The 17981-nt window shown below is 45.6% G+C and carries 14 protein-coding genes and 1 pseudogene; 10 read left to right on the plus strand and 5 right to left on the minus strand.

Going from position 1 to position 17981, the window contains the following annotated elements; translation table 11 throughout:
- The 5 genes from E0E16_RS14475 to E0E16_RS11805 all read right to left on the minus strand — a co-directional run.
- Positions 1-179: DNA-binding protein (locus E0E16_RS14475; RefSeq protein ID WP_181951357.1), on the minus strand; the 179-nt coding region annotated here is incomplete at its 3' end.
- 446 nt (positions 180-625) lie between these two features.
- Entirely contained in the window at positions 626-880 is a 255-nt protein-coding gene (locus tag E0E16_RS13715) for a hypothetical protein (RefSeq protein ID WP_165444219.1), read from the minus strand.
- Between the two features lie 41 nt (positions 881-921).
- Positions 922-1389: a DUF1896 domain-containing protein gene (locus tag E0E16_RS11795; RefSeq protein ID WP_130830439.1), complete on the minus strand. Its 468-nt coding sequence runs from the start codon at positions 1387-1389 to the stop codon at positions 922-924.
- A 52-nt stretch (positions 1390-1441) separates the two neighbouring features.
- Entirely contained in the window at positions 1442-2710 is a 1269-nt protein-coding gene (locus tag E0E16_RS11800) for a site-specific integrase (protein ID WP_130830440.1), read from the minus strand.
- A 4-nt stretch (positions 2711-2714) separates the two neighbouring features.
- Complete coding sequence (locus tag E0E16_RS11805) at positions 2715-3935, minus strand: site-specific integrase (protein WP_025064855.1); 1221 nt, start codon at positions 3933-3935, stop codon at positions 2715-2717.
- 289 nt (positions 3936-4224) lie between these two features.
- Between E0E16_RS11805 and E0E16_RS11810 the strand changes: the two are divergent.
- The 10 genes and pseudogenes from E0E16_RS11810 to E0E16_RS11860 all read left to right on the plus strand — a co-directional run.
- Positions 4225-5790: pseudogene (locus tag E0E16_RS11810) on the plus strand (helicase-related protein); the annotation flags it as partial.
- Positions 5791-6447: 657 nt separating this feature from the next.
- Entirely contained in the window at positions 6448-8373 is a 1926-nt protein-coding gene (tet(Q), locus tag E0E16_RS11815) for a tetracycline resistance ribosomal protection protein Tet(Q) (RefSeq protein WP_004291466.1), read from the plus strand.
- A complete protein-coding gene (locus E0E16_RS11820) occupies positions 8373-10691 on the plus strand; it encodes a hybrid sensor histidine kinase/response regulator (RefSeq protein ID WP_004291467.1) in 2319 nt (772 codons plus the stop codon). The genes tet(Q) and E0E16_RS11820 overlap by 1 nt, the downstream gene beginning before the upstream one ends.
- A complete protein-coding gene (locus E0E16_RS11825) occupies positions 10684-12006 on the plus strand; it encodes a sigma-54-dependent transcriptional regulator (RefSeq protein ID WP_004291471.1) in 1323 nt (440 codons plus the stop codon). The genes E0E16_RS11820 and E0E16_RS11825 overlap by 8 nt, the downstream gene beginning before the upstream one ends.
- Before the next feature lie 278 nt (positions 12007-12284).
- The gene (locus E0E16_RS11830) at positions 12285-12629 is read left to right on the plus strand and encodes an ISAon1 family transposase N-terminal region protein (RefSeq protein WP_130829820.1); all 345 of its coding nucleotides are present in this window, start codon (positions 12285-12287) and stop codon (positions 12627-12629) included.
- A gap of 1 nt (position 12630) precedes the next feature.
- Positions 12631-13614, plus strand: coding sequence for an ISAon1 family transposase (locus tag E0E16_RS11840; RefSeq protein WP_439650607.1), 984 nt, complete (start codon positions 12631-12633; stop codon positions 13612-13614).
- A gap of 121 nt (positions 13615-13735) precedes the next feature.
- Complete coding sequence (locus E0E16_RS11845; RefSeq protein ID WP_004291474.1) at positions 13736-14158, plus strand: dihydrofolate reductase family protein; 423 nt, start codon at positions 13736-13738, stop codon at positions 14156-14158.
- A gap of 238 nt (positions 14159-14396) precedes the next feature.
- On the plus strand, positions 14397-15002 hold the full coding sequence (locus E0E16_RS11850) for an RteC domain-containing protein (protein WP_004304269.1): 606 nt from the start codon (positions 14397-14399) through the stop codon (positions 15000-15002).
- Positions 15003-15194: 192 nt separating this feature from the next.
- A complete protein-coding gene (locus E0E16_RS11855) occupies positions 15195-16592 on the plus strand; it encodes an IS5 family transposase (RefSeq protein ID WP_130829655.1) in 1398 nt (465 codons plus the stop codon).
- A 250-nt stretch (positions 16593-16842) separates the two neighbouring features.
- Complete coding sequence (locus E0E16_RS11860; RefSeq protein ID WP_004291480.1) at positions 16843-17973, plus strand: ATP-binding protein; 1131 nt, start codon at positions 16843-16845, stop codon at positions 17971-17973.
- Positions 17974-17981: the final 8 nt, after the last annotated feature.

Below are 17981 nucleotides of genomic sequence, written 5' to 3' on the forward strand. Positions count from 1 at the left end.
TCGCGATAGGATTGCAGGGTGCGTTTGCTGATGCCGAGCCTGCGGCATACGGCTTCATTGTCGAGCCATTCGTCCGTTTCGGGCGGATTGCCGATAAGCTGTTCAATACTGTGGATAAAGTCTGCAAATTCGGAGCAGTGCCGCTCCCACGCTTTGCGGTCGATGATAATGAGTTTCATTGCCTTGATTTTGTTTTGATTACTTTATTGTTACTCGGCAAACAAACTGTTATGCAGTCCATTGCCGTACTTATCGAGTGCAAAAGTAAACCCTCGGAAGCACCGCTGCAAGAAATGAGGAAAAGCAGGGAAATAGAGAGAAAACAAGAGAAAAGACCAAAGGAGATCCATCTGTGTTATTGCGGTAATGAGATGAGGTGCCGGCTCTTTCCTTTTATTATTTTGTTGTTTTATCGATAATTCGATAGTTCGACAAATCGAGATGTCGAAGTGTCGATAGATAGTTTTATCGATAGATTATTTTGACGATATATAGTTTTGACGATATATAGTTTTGACGATATATAGTTTTGACAACAGATAGTCATGACAACAGATAGTCATGACAACAGATAGTCATGACAATAAATTGTACAAACAACAGATAGTCCGTATTATAGTCAGTCCTATCTATTGTTGGCTGTTACGCCTTGCGTCCAAAGAGCCTGAGTATGCCGTATTCTTGTCGTGCCTATACTCTCTACGGCAGCCCAGCCCTGCAAGGTTGGGAGAGATGAATACGACCGCACGAATATTGAAAATGGCAATACCAACTTGAAAAGAAAAATCCTGCGGTGGAGATTCTTCTCTCCATCCGCAGGACTTGACCTTGTCAGGGCAGATTGGCTGCCGTTGTACCTTTGCACGATAAGAAACGGCATCAGGGACTTTGCGTGTGCCTTTGCTTACAACGCCTTTGGGCTTACCTCTCCGTCTGACCGATTATTGGCAAATGATTGCTCTTGGTAAGCAGCACTATCGTGCCTGTGAGTTCGGTGTAAAGACGGTCGTATTGCTCGTCAGAAGCAAATGTGTCCGTCAAACCGAACTTGTCGAATGTGGCTTGAATAGCCTTATTCGACAACAATATAGGTACGAGTTTCTCTGGGAGAGGTGCAGGCAGTTCCCTTTCAAACTCATTCTCAAACACGGATACAAGCGTATCATACTTGGAAAAGTGCAAGCCTTGATACAAAACCTCGTTTGCCATGCTTTCCGCTTCGGGGTGCGTGAAACCTTGCGCCACGGCATCGCAGTAAACTGTGAGAGCCATATCTGCCTTTGCAGTGATAAACTCCGTATCTTGCAATCTCTCGGGGTGATGCTCACTCATGTAACTTCTTAATTTCAATCGAAAGTAAGAAAGTTCCTGTTTGTTGTTCTTTTTCATAATCATTTGGTTTTCAATCGTGAATAATAAATGTTTGGTAATTACTTCCTTTTTATGCTTGTTGCAATGGAACGTTCTGCCGTGCTATCGACTCACAATAACCCTCAAATACAGTATGCTCCCTGTCTGTGAGTGCAGTCATATCCTCCTGTATCTTGTGGTCGGTTATCTTTCCATAAATCTGTGTCGTACCGATATTACTGTGTCCGAGCATCTTGCTGAGTGTTTCCATTGATATGCCGTTGGAAAGGCATATCGTGGTAGAGAATGTGTGGCGAGCCATGTGAAAGGTCAAGCCTTTCTCTATTCGGCATATCTGACCGATGTTCACACAAGCTAAAGATGCCTTCCTAATTGTGAGATTGGGGAATATCAAGTCGTCCGCTTTCTTGTCCTTTATATAGAGCGAAAGGATTTGTTTGGCAATGGGCAGAAGTGGGATAATCGCTTCCACATTGGTTTTCTGCCTTTTGATTCGGATTTCCTCCGTGCCGTCTGCATTACGGATGATATGCTTTAGCCTGAGCCGTTGCATATCCACACGAGCCAGACCAGTAAAGGCGCAGAAAAGAAAGAGTTGCCTTGCCCGTTCGAACTGCTTGTCAATTATGGGTGTTTGCAGTATCCGCTGTAGTTCTTCCGTTGTGAGATAACGCCTTGTGCGGTGTGGCTGTTCTGCCTTGTAGTCCGCAAAAGGGTCGATGCGGATATACTTCTTCTGCTGGCCGATGCCGATGAGTTTCCTAAGGAAGATGACCGCTACCTGAATAGTGGCAAGAGAAAGATTGCGCTCTGATTTAAGGTAGAAGTCCAGCCCCTCGATAAAACCATAGTCAAGCGATGAGTAGCGGATATCCTCCAGCCCTAAGCGTTCACGCAAATAAGCCTCAATGAGTTGTGTGGCATAGATGTAGTTGGCAAAGGTCGGCTTGGCTACCGTTATTCCTACGCAAGGACGCTTTTCCTCTATGAAAAGTCGTGCTTCCTCCATAAGAAAACCTTTGGGCTTGTCCTCTTTCATAAGTTCACGTTTCAACAGTTCGGCGGTGATATAGCCACGCTGCCATACCAATTCTTGATACTTTGCTTTGGCTTGTTCCTCTTTGGTTTGCAAATAGCGGTTGATTTCCTTTATCTCTTCGCCCGTTCCCTTGCATCTTCCCTTACGACTATCCCAAAGTTCAGGAGCGATTTCCTTTCTCGTGCTGTATTGCACTTGCTCTCCGTCTATAGTGATGCGCCCCATAATCGGGCATTTGCCGTTCTTTTTCTCTTTGGAGCGGTTGATATAAAAGAGTGTCTTGAATGTACTTCGTGCCATAATTTCAAAGTTTTAAGGTGAATGTATCTTGTATTCGCTGCTGTATCGCTTGCATATCCCGATGGATTCTTTCGGAGGAAACCGCTGCATATACCTGTGTCGTTCTCAGGTTGGTGTGTCCGAGCATACGGCTCACCGTTTCGATAGGAACGCCTGCCGAGAGCGTGATAAGCGAAGCAAAGGTATGGCGAGCCATGTGGAAGGTTAGCGGAGTTTCCATGCCGATGTTTCGTTGTATGTAGTGCATACCATTGAGGACAATGTCGGTGGTCGGCACGTCAAAGACAAAGCCTGCCCTTATCCCTCTATAACGATTCATGATAGTCAGCGCAGGGGGAAGCACCTGTACACGATACGGGGTCTTGGTCTTCATGCGTCTGCCCTTGATGCAGAGTTTGCCTTCTTCCAAGACAATGTTTTCCTCTCTCAGATTGCGGACATCGGAGATGGCAAGCCCTGAAAAGCAAGAAAAGACGAACAAATCACGGACAAAACGATAGTTCTCCCATTCAATCTCCAAGTTGATGATGCGCTCAAGTTCTTCCTGCGTAATGCTTCTCGGTTCACCCTTTGGTCGCTCGTAACTGTAGCCCAAGAACGGATAGAAGTCCAGCACACCTTTCTTTACCGCTATGCGGACAATGGTCTGCAAAGTAGACAAGGTACTCGATATGCTGCTGCGTTTCAGTCTGCGTTCGATGGTGAGATAATACTCGAATCCCTCGATAAATGCTTTATCCAACTGTGAAAGGGGTATATCGCTTACTTTATGCTTTTTCTGCACATACTCACGGAGCAGGGAGAGCTGGTAGGTACGAAGTTTGAACGTCTTCAAGGCTCGGTCGATGCCTATGCGCTCCTTTGTCTGTGTGAGATACTCCCCGAAACTCTCCAAGAGCAGGGTTTGGCGGTGGATTTGCCCCTGATAGGCATCCCTCACGTCTGTGGCTGTAAAGGATTCTTCTCTTTCACTGAGTTCGTGAAAGCGTGTGTGGATAAGTGCAGTGCATTCACCAAGTTTCTGATTGACGGACACAGCCATGCTGCTCTTGCCGATAAGCCTTTGCTTGCGGCTGTCCCAAAGAGCGAGCGGAGTCTTACACTTGGTGGAGAAGCCCGAATGGGTTCTGCCAACGGAGATGCGCCCGATGACAGGCACAAGTCCTTTCTTGTCGGTTCGTTTCGCCTGAACGAAGAACGATACTTTGAGTTTGTTTTCCTTCATTTTTTTCTGTCGTTTTTTCAAAATTTCCTTTGCTTGCAAAGGTACAGATGAACAAGTATTCCTGAGCGATGCAGAAAAATGAAAGATGAAGAATAAAAACCTATGATACAGTTGTTTACCTTCAATTCGTAACCCCTTTTTGCTTTTTCCTTGATGGGTTACGATTTGGTAACGGAACTCCTGCCGTTTGATGCTTCCTTTCGCCTAACTCGATAATGGCATAAAAATGCTAAATGATGATATTTCAAATAGTTACATTCCTTGCTTTTCCCTCTGTTTCCCTTGATTCTTAACAACTGATTATGCCCGGAAAATGGCACTCGACATGCGCATGATAGACCCGAATTACGAAGATCATCCCGACAACAAAGCGAGTCACTGTGCCAAGATGATCGCGGAGTATTATCAAAAATACGACGCCCAGAAAGGCACGCAGTTCGTTTTCTCTGATTTGGGGACATACCAGCCGGGCGACGGGTGGAACGTCTATTCGGAAATCAAGCGCAAACTGACGGAGGACTACGGTATACCGCCAAGCGAGGTGCGCTTCATTCAGGAGTGCAAGACCGACAAGGCGCGGAAGGCGGTGATAGACGCCATGAACGCCGGGACGGTGCGTGTGCTGTTCGGCTCTACCTCTATGCTCGGAACGGGTGTGAACGCCCAGAAACGGTGTGTGGCTATCCATCATCTCGATACGCCGTGGCGACCGTCCGACTTGCAACAGCGTGACGGACGCGGAGTTAGGGCAGGTAATGAGATTGCCAAACATTTCGCCGGGAACAACGTGGATGTAATCATCTACGCGGTGGAGAAGTCACTGGACAGCTACAAGTTCAACCTCCTGCACTGCAAGCAGACTTTCATAAGCCAGCTCAAAAGCGGTGCGATGGGTGCGCGTACCATCGACGAGGGGGCAATGGACGAAAAATCGGGCATGAATTTCTCGGAATACATGGCGTTGCTCTCCGGCAATACCGACCTGTTGGACAAGGCGAAACTGGAAAAGCGGATCGCATCGCTCGAAGGGGAACGCAAGTCGTTCAACAAGGGCAAGCGTGATTCGGAGTTCAAGCTGGAGTCAAAGACCGGCGAGTTGCGCAACAACACGGCTTTCATAGATGCCATGACGGAGGACTGGAACCGCTTCCTGTCGGTGGTGCAGACCGACAAGGAGGGCAACCGCCTTAATATAATAAAGGTGGACGGAGTGGATTCCGCCGATGAGAAGGTCATCGGAAAGCGTTTGCAGGAGATAGCCAAGAATGCCACGACCGGAGGGTTGTACACGCAGGTCGGTGAACTTTACGGTTTTCCGATAAAGGTGGTGAGCGAAAGGATACTCAAAGAGGGATTGGAGTTCACCGACAACCGCTTCGTGGTCGAGGGGAACTACAAGTACACCTACAACAACGGGCATCTGGCGATGGCTGACCCGTTGGCCGCCGCCCGCAACTTCCTCAACGCGATGGAGAGGATACCCTCCATCATCGACCAGTACAAGGCGAAGAACGAGGTGCTGGAGATGGAGATACCGCAGTTACAGGAGATAGCGGGTAAGGTGTGGAAGAAGGAGGACGAGCTGAAGCAGTTGAAGTCCGAACTTGCCGCCCTTGACCGAAAAATTCAGCTGGAGCTTGCGCCACCCACGCCCGAAGTCGCAGAAAAGGAGAATGAAGGGCAACAGCTCAAGCCGGAAGCGGAAGATGTGAGGAACAGGCAGGCGCAATATCCCGAAAATGCACCGCCGCAGATACGCAGTCCGGCGGATAGTATCGTTGCCAACCATGTCATAATCGGGCGTCCGGGACTGTATGCCAAGGAGGAAACCCGGTCCAAAGGATTGAAAATATAACCTAAGGAATTTTATCTGAAGTATTAATAAGGGCTATCCCAAAAGGTCTAAAAGTAAATTTTATCCTTTCTGCAAGTATCTATAGGATGGCAACTGCATTTTTTTCTTTTTGGGCAGCCCTTATTAAAATTTATTCTTATTTTAGGTTATATACATTCATGTCCATTTATGTAAAAAATTCCTGCTGACCTTGTTTATGTCTTGTCAGTCACCATTTGCAAAACCATATTTGACCCTCAAAGAGGCTGAATTTGATAAGTAACTTGCTACATACTCATAATAAGGAGCTAAATAGAACACGAATGGGAAATACACAAATGCTAAACTAAAGAAGATATTGGCCAAAATAAACGCTATACCGAGAGAGAAACTTGATTTTTCAACTTCCTAAAACGGTGTTGTTCAAACATTTCTACTTATTTGTACTTGCCAGTTGAACCTACGCTTCCCTAATAAAATGTCTATGGTAAAAAGTTAAAAAATCCTCCCACTTTTGTTAGATATATTTTTTTGTGTAATTTTGTAATCGTTATGCGGCAGTAATAATATACATATTAATACGAGTTAGTAATCCTGTAGTTCTCATATGCTACGAGGAGGTATTAAAAGGTGCGTTTCGACAATGCATCTACTGTAGTATATTATTGCTTAATCCAAATGAATATTATAAATTTAGGAATTCTTGCTCACATTGATGCAGGAAAAACTTCCGTAACCGAGAATCTGCTGTTTGCCAGTGGAGCAACGGAAAAGTGCGGCCGTGTGGATAATGGTGACACCATAACGGACTCTATGGATATAGAGAAACGTAGAGGAATTACTGTCCGGGCTTCTACGACATCTATTATCTGGAATGGAGTGAAATGCAATATCATTGACACTCCGGGACACATGGATTTTATTGCGGAAGTGGAGCGGACATTCAAAATGCTTGATGGAGCAGTCCTCATCTTATCCGCAAAGGAAGGCATACAAGCGCAGACAAAGTTGCTGTTCAGTACTTTACAAAAGCTGCAAATCCCGACAATTATATTTATCAATAAGATTGACCGTGCCGGTGTGAATTTGGAGCGTTTGTATATGGATATAAAAACAAATCTGTCGCAAGATGTCCTGTTTATGCAAACTGTTGTCGATGGATCGGTTTATCCGGTTTGCTCCCAAACATATATAAAGGAAGAATACAAAGAATTTGTATGCAACCATGACGACGATATATTAGAACGATATTTGGCGGATAGCGAAATTTCACCGGCTGATTATTGGAATACGATAATCGCTCTTGTGGCAAAAGCCAAAGTCTATCCGGTGCTACATGGATCAGCAATGTTCAATATCGGTATCAATGAGTTGTTGGACGCCATTTCTTCTTTTATACTTCCTCCGGCATCAGTCTCAAACAGACTTTCAGCTTATCTCTATAAGATAGAGCATGACCCCAAAGGGCATAAAAGAAGTTTTCTTAAAATAATTGACGGAAGTCTGAGACTTCGAGACGTTGTAAGAATCAACGATTCGGAAAAATTCATCAAGATTAAAAATCTAAAGACTATTTATCAGGGCAGAGAGATAAATGTTGATGAAGTGGGTGCCAATGATATCGCGATTGTAGAAGATATAGAAGATTTTCGAATCGGAGATTATTTAGGTGCTAAACCTTGTTTGATTCAAGGATTATCTCATCAGCATCCCGCTCTCAAATCCTCCGTCCGGCCAAATAAGCCCGAAGAGAGAAGCAAGGTGATATCCGCTCTGAATACATTGTGGATTGAAGACCCGTCTTTGTCCTTTTCCATAAACTCATATAGTGATGAATTGGAAATCTCGTTATATGGTTTGACCCAAAAGGAAATCATACAGACATTGCTGGAAGAACGATTTTCCGTAAAGGTCCATTTTGATGAGATCAAGACTATCTACAAAGAACGACCTATAAAAAAGGTCAATAAGATTATTCAGATCGAAGTACCACCCAACCCTTACTGGGCCACAATAGGGCTGACTCTTGAACCCTTACCGTTAGGGGCAGGGTTGCAAATCGAAAGTGACATCTCCTATGGTTATCTGAACCATTCTTTTCAAAATGCCGTTTTTGAAGGGATTCGTATGTCTTGCCAATCTGGTTTACATGGATGGGAAGTGACAGATCTGAAAGTAACTTTTACTCAAGCCGAGTATTATAGCCCGGTAAGTACACCTGCTGATTTCAGACAGCTGACCCCTTATGTCTTCAGGCTGGCTTTGCAACAGTCAGGTGTGGACATTCTCGAACCGATGCTCTGTTTTGAGTTGCAGATACCCCAAGTAGCGAGTTCCAAAGCTATTACAGATTTGCAAAAACTGATGTCTGAGATTGAAGACATCAGTTGTAATAATGAGTGGTGTCATATTAAAGGGAAAGTTCCATTAAATACAAGTAAAGACTATGCCTCAGAAGTAAGTTCGTACACTAAGGGCTTAGGCATTTTTATGGTTAAGCCATGTGGGTATCAAATAACAAAAGACGGTTATTCTGATAATATCCGCATGAACGAAAAAGATAAACTTTTATTCATGTTCCAAAAATCAATGTCATTAAAATAATGGAGCGGTCAGGAAATTTCTATAAGGCAATACGGTTGGGATATATACTTATCTCCATTCTTATCGGATGTATGGCATATAATAGCCTCTATGAATGGCAGGAGATAGAAGCATTAGAACTTGGCAATAAAAAAATAGACGAGCTCCGAAAAGAAATAAACAATATCAATATTCAAATGATAAAATTTTCTCTATTGGGTGAAACAATACTGGAATGGAACGATAAAGATATCGAGCATTACCATGCACGGCGTATGGCAATGGACAGTATGCTCTGCCGTTTCAAGGCCACCTATCCAGCAGAGCGCATCGATAGTGTGCGCAGTCTTTTAGAGGATAAGGAACGACAGATGTTCCAGATAGTCCGGTTAATGGATGAACAACAATCTATTAACAAGAAGATAGCCAATCAAATTCCGGTTATTGTACAGAAAAGTGTGCAGGAACAGTCCAAAAAGCCAAAACGAAAAGGTTTCTTAGGCATATTCGGCAAAAAAAAGGAAGTAACTCCAGCAGTATCAACCACTATCCTTCATTCGGTCAATAGAAACGTAATCAGCGAACAGAAAGTGCAGGATCGCCAATTGTCGGAACAAGCCGACAGCCTTGCAGCTCGTAATGCAGAACTTAACAGACAACTGCAAGAATTGATTTGCCAAATAGAAGAAAAGGTACAAACCGAACTGCAAAGCCGGGAAAACGAAATAGTTGCCATGCGTGAAAAGTCATTTATGCAAGTAGGCGGTTTAATGGGATTCGTTCTTCTATTGTTGTTAATTTCCTACATCATCATACATCGTGATGCAAAAAGCATTAAACAATACAAGCACAAGACAACTGATTTGATAAGGCAACTGGAACAATCCGTACAACGGAACGAGGCACTGATAACGTCAAGGAAGAAGGCGGTACATACTATCACCCATGAACTGCGCACACCGCTGACAGCAATAACAGGCTATGCCGGACTGATACGGAAAGAACAGTGTGAGGATAAGTCCGGGCAGTATATCCAAAACATACTGCAATCCTCCGACCGTATGCGGGATATGCTTAACACTTTGCTTGACTTCTTCCGCCTGGACAACGGCAAGGAACAGCCCCGTCTGTCACCCTGCCGGATTTCAGCAATCACGCACACACTTGAAACGGAGTTCATGCCTGTTGCCGTGAACAAAGGGCTGTCCTTGTCCGTGAAGACTGGACACGATGCCATTGTATTGACCGACAAAGAGCGAATAATACAAATCGGGAATAACCTGCTGTCAAACGCTGTCAAGTTCACAGAAGAAGGCGGTGTTTCTTTGATTACTGAATATGATAATGGAGTTCTGACACTGGTCGTTGAAGATACAGGTACAGGCATGACAGAAGAGGAACAGAAACAAGCGTTCGGTGCGTTTGAACGTCTATCAAATGCCGCCGCAAAGGAGGGTTTCGGGCTTGGGCTTGCCATAATGCGTAATATTGTGTCGATGCTTGGCGGAACAATCCGTTTAGACAGCAAGAAAGGGAAAGGCAGTCGTTTCACAGTTGAAATTTCTATGCAGGAAGCTGAAGAACAGCTTGGATATACAAGCAATACACCTGTTTATCATAACAATAAATTCCATGATGTTGTCGCCATTGACAATGATGAGGTATTACTTCTGATGCTGAAAGAGATGTATTCCCAAGAAGGAATACACTGCGACACTTGCACCGATGCTGCGGCACTGATGGAAATGATACGCCAGAAAGAATACAGCCTGTTGCTGACAGACTTGAATATGCCCGATATAAACGGTTTCGAATTGCTGGAACTGTTGCGTTCGTCCAACGTGGGCAATTCACCAACAATCCCGGTGGTTGTGGCAACCGCTTCGGGCAGTTGTAACAAAGGGGAACTATTGGCAAAAGGCTTTGCCGGATGCCTGTTCAAACCGTTCTCCATATCGGAACTGATGGAGGTTTCCGACAGGTGTGCCATAAAAGCGACACCGGACGGGAAACCGGACTTTTCCGCCTTATTGTCCTATGGCAATGAAGCCGTCATGCTGGAAAAGTTGATAACTGAAACAGAAAAGGAAATGCAGGCGGTACGGGATGCAGCAAAAGAAAAAGACCTGCAAAAGCTGGATTCCCTGATCCACCACCTGCGCAGTTCGTGGGAGGTGCTCCGTGCCGACCAACCGCTGAATGTACTTTACGGATTGCTTCGTGGCGATGCTCTCCCGGATGGTGAAGCGTTAAGCCATGCCGTGACTGCCGTGCTGGATAAGGGAGTGGAAATAATACGGTTGGCAGAAGAGGAAAGGAGAAAATACGAAGATGAATAAGACAAAAATAATTGTGGTGGAAGACAACATCGTGTATTGCGAATATGTCTGCAATATGCTGTCACGGGAGGGCTACCGCAATATGAAGGCTTACCACCTCTCAACCGCGAAGAAACATCTGCAACAGGCAACAGATAATGATATCGTGGTTGCCGACCTGCGTCTGCCTGACGGCAGTGGCATAGACCTTTTGTGCTGGATGCGAAAGGAGGGAAAGATGCAGCCCTTCATCATTATGACCGACTACGCCGAAGTTAATACCGCCGTGGAAAGCATGAAACTCGGCTCGATAGACTATATTCCCAAACAGCTTGTGGAGGATAAACTTGTCCCCCTGATCCGTTCCATACTGAAAGAACGTCAGGCAGGACAACGCCGTATGCCTATATTCGCCCGTGAAGGTTCCGCCTTTCAGAAAATCATGCACCGCATAAGGCTGGTAGCCGCCACCGATATGAGCGTGATGATATTTGGTGAGAACGGCACGGGCAAGGAGCATATTGCCCACCTGTTGCATGACAAGAGCAAACGTGCAGGCAAGCCATTTGTGGCGGTGGACTGCGGTTCACTCTCCAAAGAGCTTGCACCGTCGGCTTTCTTCGGACACGTCAAAGGTGCATTTACAGGTGCGGACAATGCCAAGAAAGGATATTTCCATGAGGCGGAAGGCGGCACGTTGTTTCTGGACGAGGTAGGAAACCTCGCGTTGGAAACCCAACAGATGTTGCTCCGTGCCATACAGGAGAGGCGGTATCGCCCGGTCGGAGACAAGGCAGACCGGAATTTCAATGTCCGCATCATCGCTGCTACCAATGAAGATTTGGAGGTATCGGTGAATGAAAAGCGTTTTCGGCAGGATCTTCTGTACCGCCTGCACGACTTCGGGATAACCGTTCCTCCGTTGCGTGACTGTCAAGAAGACATTATGCCGCTGGCAGAGTTCTTCCGTGATATGGCAAACAGAGAGCTGGAGTGTAGCGTGAGCGGGTTCAGTTCCGAAGCACGTAAAGCGTTGCTGACACACGCATGGCCGGGCAACGTGCGGGAACTTCGGCAGAAAGTTATGGGTGCTGTATTGCAGGCGCAGGAAGGTGTTGTCATGAAAGAGCATCTGGAACTTGCCGTGACGAAACCGACCTCTACTGTCAGCTTCGCCTTGCGCAATGACGCGGAGGATAAGGAGCGGATATTGCGTGCGTTGAAACAGGCAAACGGCAACCGGAGTGTCGCCGCAGAACTGCTCGGCATAGGCAGGACAACACTATACAGCAAACTTGAAGAGTATGGACTTAAATATAAATTCAAGCAATCATAGCCCGTAATTCACTGAATTTGGCTATCTTTGCATAACATTTGAGAAAAACGGCGATTGGCAGGAGCTTTTCGCCGCCAACATATAGGATAAGACCGCAAGGCGTTTCAAGCGAAAATCTGGTAAATTGGAACTACGGAGACGATTGCGTGATGCTTATGCTATGCTTACGCATAGCGTGCATTCACGTACTCTCCGTAAAGGCGGGTCAGTCGTAAAACCCAGTTGCATCCCCTCCCTCTCATGCACATAATTTCATAAGTATTTGTTACCTTTGCATTATGAATAGCGAACAATTGTTGCGTTGTATCTTTCCAGAGATACTCGCAGATTATTTTGATGTGATAGATATCCAAGAGAGCATTTCCCAGATAGACTTCTGGTTGGATGAGCGTAACTTTATGGAAGAAGCAGACCGCAAGTCCGGCACAGTAAGCAGTTACGGCTTTACCGCCGAACGGGTTGTCCAAGACTTTCCCCTTCGTGGTAAGCCCGTTTACCTTCATGTCCGCCGTCGAAAATGGCGTGACAGTTCCACGGGTGAGATATTCAGTTATTCTTACGATGACCTGACGGCTGAGGGCAGCAAACTATCCCCTGAGTTCGTTTCTTTTTTAAAAGAATAGAATTGAGTCTACTGCGGAGAGCATTACAGGTATCGGCTCTCATTATGGCGTAGACGGTAAGCAGCTTTCCCAACAATACAAGGAGCATTTCAGCGATTATCGCCGGTGGGAGCAGTTGTCGCATGCGGGAGACTGGCTGCTGTTTGATGAGAACCTGGGAGAGAGCCTGAGTATCGATGAGACTTGTCTAAGCAGCGGTGAGGTCTATACGTTTCTGACCAACAAGGCTGGCAAAGGTGGCAGGGGTACGCTGGTAGCTGTGGTCAGGGGAACAAAAGCCGAAGATGTGATCCGTGTTCTGGAAAAGATTGACCTTTCCAAAAGAAAGACTGTCAAGGAGATAACGCTCGACTTGTCTTCCTCTATGATGATCATTGCGCGCACGGTGTTCCCCAAGGCACTCATCACCAGTGACAGGTTTCATGTGCAGAAACTTTACTATGACGCTTTGGACGACATGCGCATAGCCTACCGGTGGATGGCAAGGGACAGAGAAAATGAGGAGATGAAGGAAGCCAAAGCCAAGAACGAAACCTACAAGCCATTCAGATATAGCAACGGTGACACACGTAAGCAACTACTTGCCAGGGCGAAGTTTATACTGACTAAACACAAGTCCAAGTGGACGGAATCGCAAAGGCTAAGGGCGGAAATAATCTTTGAAAACTACCCGGAACTCAAAAAAGCCTATGACCTGGCCATGGAACTTACCGATATTTATAATGCCGGAAGCATCAAGGACGCAGCAAGGCTGAAACTGGCAAGGTGGTTTAATAAGGTGGAGAAGTTGGGGGTGGACAACTTCTATACGGTTATTGACACCTTTAAGAACCATTATGATAGCATACTCAATTTCTTTGTCAACAGAGCCACAAATGCCAATGCTGAATCCTTCAACGCAAAAGTCAAAGCCTTCAGGGCACAGTTCAGGGGAGTAACGGATATTCCTTTCTTCCTTTACAGGCTTATGAAATTATGTGCATGAGGGGAGAGGGGTGCAACTGGGTTTTACGACTGACCCGTAAAGGCTTTACCAGAGCCATCGCTTGAAGGTAGTGTGAATTGCACGCTACTTTTTTACCCTTGCCTAACGAAAGGAAACGATTATGGGTAAAGTTCAGATTCTCGCCGTACTGACGATGGACGGATGTCTTTCTTCAGAGTTATATGATAAAGCACATCAGGATTTGTGCCTTGACCGTTGCGGTCTTGATGAAATCAGGAAGAAAGCCTTTTACCGTGTGACACCGGACTATTCCATTTCAATGCTGCACGAATGGAGAAAAGACTGCACAAACATCCGTTACCTCGCGGAAGCCACACCGGACACGGCAGACTATATAAACGGACTGCTGCGGATGCACGCTGTGGATGAAATCATACTATACACCGTTCCTTTCATATCCGGAAGCGGACGACATTTTTTTAAGTCGGCTCTGCCAGAGCAACACTGGACGCTTTCCTCTTTGAAAAGCTATCCCAACGGTGTATGTCGCATTATCTATATCCTTGATAAAAAAGCAAGATAGCCAAAATGTGCGGCAAGCATACATTTCTATTTTCAGGAATAGAATAAATGTTCCGATTACAAACAATTTAAGTCGGAGATAATTTGTCCTTGTGAAAAAATACTGAATTTTATACCTCTGAAATCCAGCACTTTGTAAAATTGAGTGTTGGATTTTTTATTTTCTGCCGCGTTTTTTGCCAATTATATTCATGTGCGCACGCAGAAAACAAAGTGTAATTTTCAAAATTGACAGAACCATGAATTATTTCTTGCTGGCGGAAACCGACTTTTTCCGCCTGATAAACGAAGCCGGCGACTGCAATATGGAAACGGCATACACGGCTTTCGCCACCCAAGTGATCGAACTGTGCAACGGCGGCATGGACATGAACCTTACCGTCATCGCGCTTGCCTACATCGAAATCGAGTTGCAGCACCATCCCGTACGTAATCTGTCAGAAGAAAAAAGAGAGATTGCCGCCTACGTCAGCAAGGCTCTGTCTTTCGTAAGAAAGATGCAGAAATTCCTTGCCACGCCCCAAGTGCCACCACTAATATCCGCCAACAACGCAACAGAAACCACCGCCAGCCTTCTTCAATGGACGGGCAATGCCATCGACCTCGTGGAACTTATCTACGGCATAGACGTGATGGGCTGCATCAACAACGGCAATATGCCGCTCAAACAGCTCGCCCCACTTCTCTATAAGATATTCGGGGTTGATTCTAAAGACTGCTACCGCTTCTACACTGATATCAAACGCCGGAAGAACGAAAGCCGCACCTATTTCATTGACAGGATGCAGGAAAAACTGAACGAGAGAATGTTGCGTGATGAGGAGTTGGAGCGGATGAGAAAATAAAAAAATATCCATTACATATGAGAAGACAGGAATACTCGTATCCTGTCTTTTTATTTTCATTTAATTATATATTAATTAGTCGTCCCTTGAAAAGTAAATAACCTATTGATTATCAATAAAATAGCCTTTCTATTATTTGTATATATCTACAAGTTTTTGTATCTTTGCATGGTAAAATCTTGCAAATCAACAATGTATAAATCTCCATCCAACACCCATCAGGTATCAATGTTTTGGGACTTGGCATCCATGCTCAATCCCACCCATCCAATGTACAAACTTGCCAATCTGATAAATTGGGAAACCTTTGAGCGTTCCTTTGCCCCCTTGTACTGTAAGGACAACGGACGCATGGCCAAGCCTATCCGCCTGATGGTCGGTCTTATAGTGCTGAAGCATATTCGCAACGTCTCGGACGAGAGCGTCGTGGAACAGTTCTCGGAGAACGCCTACTACCAGTATTTTTGCGGAATGGAATCCTTCACCATCGCCAAGCCTTGCGTACCGACGGAACTCGTGGAGTTCCGCCATCGCATTGGCGAGGCGGGCATGGAGTTGATTCTCAAGGAGAGCATCCGGGTCAACCTGCTGCTTGACGACAAGCGGAAAGAGAATGAAAACAGAAATGACGGCAAGGACGGTCGTGGACGCAAGTCCGACACCGAGCAGACAGCCTTTATCGACTCAACCGTGCAGGAGAAGAACGTCACGTTCCCCACGGATTCGAAACTCCTGAATAAAATCATCGGTTTCTGCCGCGACGTGGCTCATGCAGAGCATCTCAAGGTGCGCCAAAGCTATGCCGGGGAAATCAAGAGACTTAAGCTTGTGCAGCGTTTCCGTGGCAGGAAGAACAGTTCAGCCAAGGTAAGGAAAGCCGACCGTCGGATGCGCACCATCGCCGGAAGGCTGTTGCGCGAGCTGGTTCGGAATTTGCCCCCTGAGAACTCTTACCAAGAACGTATTGAGGTCTGCATGAAGTTTGTTAACGGCGAGAGAATGGACGGTCACAAGATCTACTCCCTTCATGAGCCGGACGTGTTGTGCATCAGCAAGGGGAAGGACCACAAGAAATACGAGTTCGGCAATAAAGTCTCCCTTGTCAGACTGTGGAATGGTCTCATTGTCGGTGCATTATCTTTCCGCAATGAATACGACGGTCATACGATAGACAAGGCAATGGAGCAGGTCGGCAGGGTCTATGGCAGGAAAATCAAAAGACTCGCTGGGGACAGAGGGTATCGCGGGCAGGAAACGTGCGGAGAGACGAACATCATGATACCCGGCGTTCCCAAGGCAAGCGACTCGCCACACACGAAAAAGAAAAAACAAATGTTCTTCCGCAAGAGAGCAGGAATAGAGCCTGTCATAGGGCACTGCAAGGCAGATCATCGATTGGGGAGGAACTTCTACAAGGGTCTCTTGGGTGATGCCATCAACGTGATGCTCGCTGCGGCTGCATTCAACTTCAAAAGAGCCATGCGGCTTCTTTTGTGCCTTATTCGAACTATGATAAAATGGAGTATTCAAGGAGTGGATTCCAACTTTAACGAAACAAAGGTGTTATCCAATACCTTTTGCTGGTTGTAAGTCGAGTTCTTGAGGGACGACTAATTAGCACAATATATGTGAGTTTTTCATTCCTATAAGGACAAATTTCAGAAACGTATGTCTGGTAAATTATTGAGTCATCATAGTATGAACATATATCATTACTAAAAACAATGAAACAACTTCCATAAGATTGTGGTTGTAAAAATCGCCATTTAATAGCCCGTTTTTTTTGTAAAATTCGCCAATTAAAAAAATATGATTATCTTTGCATTATATTTTATAAGGTATGGAAACAGTAAATAGAATACTTCAAGAGAAGATTACAGCACGAATCGCGCCCAATAAAGCAGTACTGATTTTTGGTGCTCGCCGTGTTGGTAAAACGGTAATGATGCGTAAAATTGTGGACAACTATTCAGGTAGGACGATGATGCTCAACGGCGAAGACTACGACACATTAGCACTATTGGAGAATCGCTCAATAGCCAATTATCGGCATTTATTGGATGGTATTGATTTGCTGGCTATTGATGAGGCACAGAACATACCACAAATCGGTAGTATTCTGAAGTTGATAGTTGATGAAATACCGGGAATAAGTGTCTTGGCAAGTGGTTCTTCGTCATTCGATTTGCTGAATAAGACTGGTGAACCGTTGGTCGGCCGCAGTACGCAATTTCTCCTTACACCATTCTCGCAACGGGAAATCGCACAGACGGAAACGGCACTTGAAACCCGCCAGAACCTCGAAGCGCGCTTGATTTACGGTTCCTATCCCGAAGTAGTAATGATGGAGAACTATGAACGTAAAACAGACTACCTACGTGATATTGTCGGTGCATACCTGCTTAAAGATATCTTAGCAATTGACGGCTTAAAAAATTCGAGCAAGATGCGCGATCTACTGCGATTGATAGCTTTTCAGTTGGGCAGCGAAGTTTCTTACGAAGAGTTAGGTAAACAACTCGGCATGAGCAAGACGACCGTTGAAAAATACCTCGACCTATTGGAAAAGGTCTTCGTTATCTATCGTCTGGGGGCTTATTCGCGTAACCTACGCAAGGAGGTTACAAAAGCTGGCAAGTGGTACTTCTACGACAACGGCATTCGCAATGCCATTATCGGGGCTTTCTCACCGCTGGCCATTCGGCAGGATGTCGGTGCGCTGTGGGAGAACTACATCATCGGAGAGCGGCGCAAAGCGAACTTCAATGAGGGACTGCACAGGGAGTTCTATTTCTGGCGCACCTACGACAAACAGGAAATCGACCTGATTGAGGAGAGTGCCGACAGTCTTACCGCCTTGGAGTTCAAGTGGGGAAATAAAATGCCGGCCGCACCGAAAGCCTTCCAAGAAGCCTATCCCTATGCCGAGTTTCATGTGGTAAATCGGGAGAATTATTTGGAGTTCGTATAATCAATAAA

It is taken from the genome of Prevotella rectalis (genome assembly GCF_900607215.1).
Lineage (GTDB): Bacteria > Bacteroidota > Bacteroidia > Bacteroidales > Bacteroidaceae > Prevotella > Prevotella brunnea.